The sequence below is a fragment of the Desulfobacteraceae bacterium genome, from assembly GCA_022340425.1.
Classification (GTDB): domain Bacteria; phylum Desulfobacterota; class Desulfobacteria; order Desulfobacterales; family JAABRJ01; genus JAABRJ01.
Map to the genome: position 1 here is coordinate 1 of JAJDNY010000207.1, position 5,979 is coordinate 5,979.

General features: G+C 63.3%; 6 protein-coding genes. All 6 read left to right on the forward strand.

The window, feature by feature from the left end; genetic code table 11:
* Nucleotides 1–219, forward strand: a 219-nt coding sequence (locus LJE63_17835; protein MCG6908467.1) for a hypothetical protein, incomplete at its 5' end; no start/stop codon positions are given.
* A gap of 258 nt (nucleotides 220–477) precedes the next feature.
* Nucleotides 478–1,650, forward strand: coding sequence for an ABC transporter substrate-binding protein (locus LJE63_17840; protein ID MCG6908468.1), 1,173 nt, complete (start codon nucleotides 478–480; stop codon nucleotides 1,648–1,650).
* 184 nt (nucleotides 1,651–1,834) lie between these two features.
* Nucleotides 1,835–2,758: a branched-chain amino acid ABC transporter permease gene (locus LJE63_17845; GenBank protein ID MCG6908469.1), complete on the forward strand. Its 924-nt coding sequence runs from the start codon at nucleotides 1,835–1,837 to the stop codon at nucleotides 2,756–2,758.
* A gap of 72 nt (nucleotides 2,759–2,830) precedes the next feature.
* A complete protein-coding gene (locus tag LJE63_17850; protein ID MCG6908470.1) occupies nucleotides 2,831–4,138 on the forward strand; it encodes a branched-chain amino acid ABC transporter permease in 1,308 nt (435 codons plus the stop codon).
* A gap of 1 nt (nucleotide 4,139) precedes the next feature.
* Nucleotides 4,140–4,910, forward strand: a complete 771-nt coding sequence (locus LJE63_17855; protein MCG6908471.1) for an ABC transporter ATP-binding protein — start codon at nucleotides 4,140–4,142, stop codon at nucleotides 4,908–4,910.
* Between the two features lie 2 nt (nucleotides 4,911–4,912).
* Complete coding sequence (locus tag LJE63_17860; protein ID MCG6908472.1) at nucleotides 4,913–5,623, forward strand: ABC transporter ATP-binding protein; 711 nt, start codon at nucleotides 4,913–4,915, stop codon at nucleotides 5,621–5,623.
* Nucleotides 5,624–5,979: the final 356 nt, after the last annotated feature.

The following is a 5,979-nucleotide window of genomic DNA, read 5'->3' on the forward strand; positions in this document are numbered from 1 at the left end:
GCGGCGTTTTTAAAATGTTCATTTTCTTTTGCGGAAAACGAACCAAAGGAAACCGCCCGCGGCGGGCCCTGTGGAACTCGCTTACGCTCAAACAGCCACAGGGCCTTTATCGCCGCCTGCTGCGATGCTCGGCCCGGGACGATGGGACAAACCCCCGGCGGCATGAAGCCTCAAAAATACGGCTGTCATTTTCGAAAAATGCCGTACCTTCGTGGATAGTGGTCGAGTTCCTTGAGAAGTGCGCACGGCCATGATCCTTTTAAAGTAGATGCGAGATTCGAATCGGCTGTGGTTGTCTTGGACCGCCGGATTGTCAGTTGAATTCCTCACCCTGCCATGCTATTTTGCCCCGAAATTTTCCTATCTTTAGGAAACGGGTCCCCCTGGCGGAGGAAGCGCGACCAGAGGAGGGCCGGCCGGGGCGCTGTCGCCCGACGGCCGTTGATTGCAACCGATGGATGAGAGAAGGAGGTCGTGATGCGAAAAAGTTTTGTAGCGGTAGGGGTCGCCCTGGCGGTGGTGCTGGCATTTTCGCCTTTTGGCTGGTCCGCGGAACAGACCATCAAGGTGGGCATCAACGCCCCGATCACCGGCGACATTCCCAAGGTCGGTGAAGGCACCAAGTTCGCCGCCCAGATGTGGCTGGAAGATGTCATGGCGGCCGGCGGTCTGGAGGTCGGCGGCAAGAAGTATCCGGTGGAGCTGGTGATCGAGGACAACGAGGCCAAAGCCGAATCGGCCGTCACGGCCAACACCAAGATGATCACCCAGGACGAGGTGCTGGTGATCGTCGGCCCCCAGTCCTCCAAGCAGGCCATACCTGCCGGGGATGTGGCCAACAACTACGCCACCCCGATGATCACCCCCTGGTCTACCAACCCCGACGCCACCAAGGACCGCCCCTTTGTCTTCCGCGGCTGTTTTCTCGACCCCTTCCAGGGGCCGGTGCTGGCCAATTTCATCACCGAGGAGTTCGGTTTCACCAAGGCCGCCGTGCTCTATGACGTGGCCAGCGACTACCCCAAGGGGCTGGCCGAGTTCTTCAAGGAAGCCTGGGAAAAGGTGCACGGCCCCGGCTCGGTGGTGGCCTTCGAGAGCTTCACCACCAAGGACGCCGATTTCAGCTCCCAGCTGACCAAGATCATCCAGTCGGGGGCCGAAGTTCTTTTCACCCCCCAGTACTACAACGAGGTGGCCCTGATCGTCCAGCAGGCCCATGAGCTGGGCTGGGACAAGCCCATCGTCGGCAGCGACAGCTGGGGCTCCGCCGAGACCGTGGAGCTCTGCGGCAAGGACTGCTACGGCCTTTTCTTCAGCACCCACTACGCCGCGGCCGGCGCCACCGGCGCCACCAAGGAGTTCATCGACCGTTACCAGCAGAAATACGGTTATGTGCCCGACGATGTGGCAGCTCTCACCTGGGACTCGCTGGGGATCGTCCAAACCGCCATTCAGAGCCTGGATCAGCTCAGCGGCGATCTTGAAAAAGACCGCAAGGCGGTGCGCGACGCCATGGCCCAGGTCAAGGAATTCGACGGCATCACCGGCAAGATGACCTTCACCGAAGAGGGCGACCCCATCAAGTGTGCCGTGATCGTCAAGATCAGCGACAAGGGCGAGTACACCTTCTACAAGTCCGTTTGCCCCTAAGCTCAATGCCGATCCGTCGGCGGGGGCGGGCAGGGGGCGGTGACCCCGCCGCCCGCCTGCCCCTGCGGTCGGCCTGCAGCCGAACACCCGGGGGCGGGCCGCAGCGACCATGCGCGGCCCGCCCCCGTCATCTGTCGGCAGCCCGCCGATTTTGCGCCGCGGCGTCCCGTCTAGGAGCCAACCCATGACGTTTTTCCTCCAGAACCTGGTCAACGCCCTGCAGTGGGGCAGCTTTTACGCCCTCATCGCGCTGGGCTACTCCATGGTCTACGGCATTTTGATGCTGTTCAATTTCGCCCATGGCGACATCTTCATGGTGGGAGCCTACATCGGCTTCGGGGTGGCCACTGGGCTCACCGCGCTGGCGGCCATGGGGATGCTGGCCCTGCCCAACTGGGTGATCCTGGTGCTGACCATCCTGATCTCCATGTTTCTGACCTCTTTTGTGGGGGTGCTGGTGGAGCGCCTCGGCTACCGGCCGCTGCGCGACGCCCCGCGGGCATCGGCGGCCATCACCGGGCTGATGATCGGCATCATTCTCGAAACCGGCAACCTGGCGCTTCTGGGCGCCCGGCGGGTCAGCTTCCCCAGCCTGATCGACTCGGTCACCTACAATTTCGGCGGCGTCTACGTCACCAACAAGAAGATCATGATCGTGGTGGTTTCGCTGGCCCTGATGGTCGCCCTGCACCAGTTCGTCAGCCGCAGCAAGTGGGGCATGGCCATGCGCGCCATGGCCTTCGACTACGTGGTCGTGCCGCTGATGGGGGTGCCGCTGAACACCATTGCGGCGCTCACCTTTGCCATCGGCTCGGCCCTGGCGGCGGCCGCCGGTATCCTCTTCGGCGTCGCCTACCCGGTGCTGGACCCCTACATGGGCATCGTCTTCGGCTGGAAAGCCTTTGTGGCCGCGATCCTCGGGGGCCGCGGCTCAATCCTGGGGGCCACCCTGGCTGGTTTTCTATTGGGCTTCATCGAGATTTTCGTTGCCATGATCTTCCCCTCGACCCTGCGGGACCTGATCGCCTACTCGATCATCCTGCTGATCCTGGTTTTCCGGCCCCACGGCTTCTTCGGCGAGGCCTACAGCGCGCGCCTGCGCCTGTGACGGCCGTCGGCCGGCCCGCCGGCGATGTATTATGGGCGGGCCCAGCGGAGGATTTCCACAAAAGGGATTGCTATGAACACAGACAGCGGTAACCTACCGGCGGCCGCGGGCAGCCCCCGCAAACCATGGCGCCGGGCTTTTGCCCGCGTGCCGCTCCTGGCCTGGCTGTGCGGCGGCCTGGCGGCGGTGGTGCTGGAGCACTTCTTCGGCCCTCAACTGGCCGAACTCCTGGGTCTTCCCAAGGTCCCGGTGCTCTTCGGTTTTCTGACCATTCTGGGCAAGCCCCCGCTGATCCCCAGTACGGCCGTCTTCATCACCCTAATCTACGGGCTGCCGCTGCTGCTGGTGAGCCGTCTGCTGGCGGGTCCGGCCAACCGCCTGGCCGCTTTTCTGCTTCAGGGGCCACTGGCGGTCTCGGTGCTGATCCACCTAGCGCTTTTTTACGGGACTCTGCACCTCTGGTCCGACCTGAGCGCCTACCGGGTGCTGACACTTAAACTGACACTGATCGCCGTCATGCTGACCCTGAGCCTCAATGTGATCAACGGCTACATGGGCGAGTTCTCCTGCTCCCACCCGGCCTTCATGGCCCTGGGGGCCTATGCGGCCTCGGTGATGACGCTGGTCTTTTTCGCCAAAGACAAGCAGTTCGGGGAAGCCCTGCTGCCCGCGGCGCTGGGGCCCTTCATGTTCCCGCTGGTGCTGATCGCTGCCGGGGCCGTGGCGGCCGTCGGGGCCCTGGTGATCGCTGTTCCCTCCTTCCGCACCCGCGGCGACTACCTGGCCATCATCTCGCTGGCCTTCATGTTCATCGTCAAGAGCATGATCGAGAACCTGGAGTGGATCGGCGGCCCCCGGGGGCTGAGCAGCCAGCCCAACTATGCCAACCTGCCCACCGTGTTCCTCTGGGCTGCGGCCTGCATCTGGATCATCAACAACTTCGTGCGCTCCACCCTGGGCAAGGCCCTGAACGCCGTGCGGGACGACGAGATCGCCGCCGACGCCATGACGGTGGACACCCGGCGCACCAAAATGGTCGCCTTTCTCTTCGGCGCCTTCTGGGCCGGGGTCGCCGGCGGGCTCTTCGCCCATGTGCTGCGCTACGTCAACCCGGGCAGCTTCGGGCTGCAGAAGCTGGCCGAGGTGCTGGCGATGGTCTATTTCGGGGGGTTGAACTCCGTCTACGGCTCCATCGTCGGGGCGGTCAGCCTCAGCCTGCTCGGCGAGGCCCTGCGGCCGCTGGAGCTCTTCAAGTGGATCATCATTCCGCTGATGCTGATCCTGGTCATGATTTTCCGACCCACCGGGCTGATCGCCTTTCGGGAATTCGATGTCCGCAAGCTCGTGCAACCGAAACTGAACCCCGACCGAGAGGTGTAGCATGGCATTGCTCCAGGTGGATCACATGACCCATTTCTTCGGCGGGCTGCGGGCCGTCCACGATTACAACCTGTCCCTGGAGGCGGGCCAGATCCGGGGCCTGATCGGGCCCAACGGGGCCGGCAAAACCACCGTTTTCAACCTCTTGACCGGCATCTACACCCCCACCGAGGGGCAAATCCGCCTGGACGGGCAGGAGATCACCGGCAAACCGCCCCACCGGATCGCGGCCATGGGGCTGGCCCGCACCTTCCAGAACCTCTGCCTCTGGCGCCACATGACGGTCCTCGAGCACGTCAAGCTGGCCCGCTATTCGCGGATCTCCTACGGTCTGGTGGGGGCCTTCTTCGGCACCCCCAAACGCCACCGCGAGGAGGCCGCCATCGAAGCCAGGGCGCACGCCCTGCTGGAGTTGGTGGGGATCGATCACCTGGCCGACCAGGTGGTGGTCAACCTGCCTTACGGCGCCCAGCGGCGGGTGGAACTGGCGCGGGCCCTGGCGATCGAGCCCAAGGTGCTTTTCCTGGATGAGCCCACCGCCGGCATGAACCCCGAGGAGCTGGTCCAGATGATGGAGATCATCCGCCGGGTGCACGCCGAGTTCGATCTGGCGATCTACCTCATCGAACACCGCCTCAAGATGGTGATGGAACTCTGCCAGGTGATCCAGACCCTGGTTTTCGGCGAGGTGGTCGCCGAGGGGCCCCCGGAGGAGATCCAGACCAACCCGGTGGTCATCGAGGCCTACCTGGGCAAGGAGGGAGTGGAGTAGCCATGCTGAAAGTTGAAAACCTGAGGGTTTCCTACGGCAAGATCGCCGCCCTGCACGGCATCGATTTTCACGTGGACCAAGGCGAAATCGTCACCATCATCGGCGCCAACGGCGCCGGCAAGAGCACGACCCTGCGGGCGGTCTCGCGGATGGTGCCGGTCTCCGACGGCAGCCGGCTGACCTACAACGGCCAAAATCTGCTGGACTACAGCGCCGACCGGGTGGTCAGCCAGCTGGGGCTGACCCATGTGCCCGAGGGGCGGCGCTTGTTCGGCAATCTGACCGTTTTGGAAAACCTCAAGCTGGCCTGCTTCGCGCGCAAGGATCGGGATCAGATCAAACGCGACCTGGAGCGCGTCTTCGGCATTTTTACGCGCCTGGGCGAGCGCCGGGAGCAGAAGGCCGGGACCCTCAGCGGCGGGGAGCAGCAGATGCTGGCCATCGGGCGGGCCTTCATGAGCGGGCGCAAGATCATGCTGCTGGACGAGCCGTCCATGGGGCTTGCGCCGCTTTTGATGATGGGGGTCTTCAACGCCCTGCGGGAGATCAACCAGGAGGGGACCGCCATTTTGCTGGTGGAGCAGAACGCCCGCCTGGCCCTCAAGTTCGCCCAGCGCGGCTACGTTCTGGAAAACGGCCACCTGGTGCTGGAGGGTTCCGGCGCCGATCTGCTGCAAAACCCCCAGGTCAAGAACGCCTACCTGGGCGGGTGAGCTTTCAAGAAAACACCAATGACGGTTCCGCAAAAATTCCAATTTCTGCGTTGCGCTGCATCTCGAAGTCGCTGCGGCGTACAGATGTACGCCTCACTCCTCGAGATTTGCGCGCCTTGAACTTGAAATTTTTTCGAAACCGTCTGGTTTTTGGCTTTTTACTGTTTCATCAGTTTTCAAAGTGTAGCCGGGTTTTTAAGTCCCATCGTCCCGGGCCGAGCATCGCAGCGGCCGGCGAAAAAGGCCCTGTGGCTGTTTGAGCGCAGCGAGTTCCACAGCTCCCGCACCCGGCGAGAAGCACAGGGCAGCCCCCGCCAGGGGGCCGCGTCGCACGGGCGCTTTCTTTTCGGTTCCTT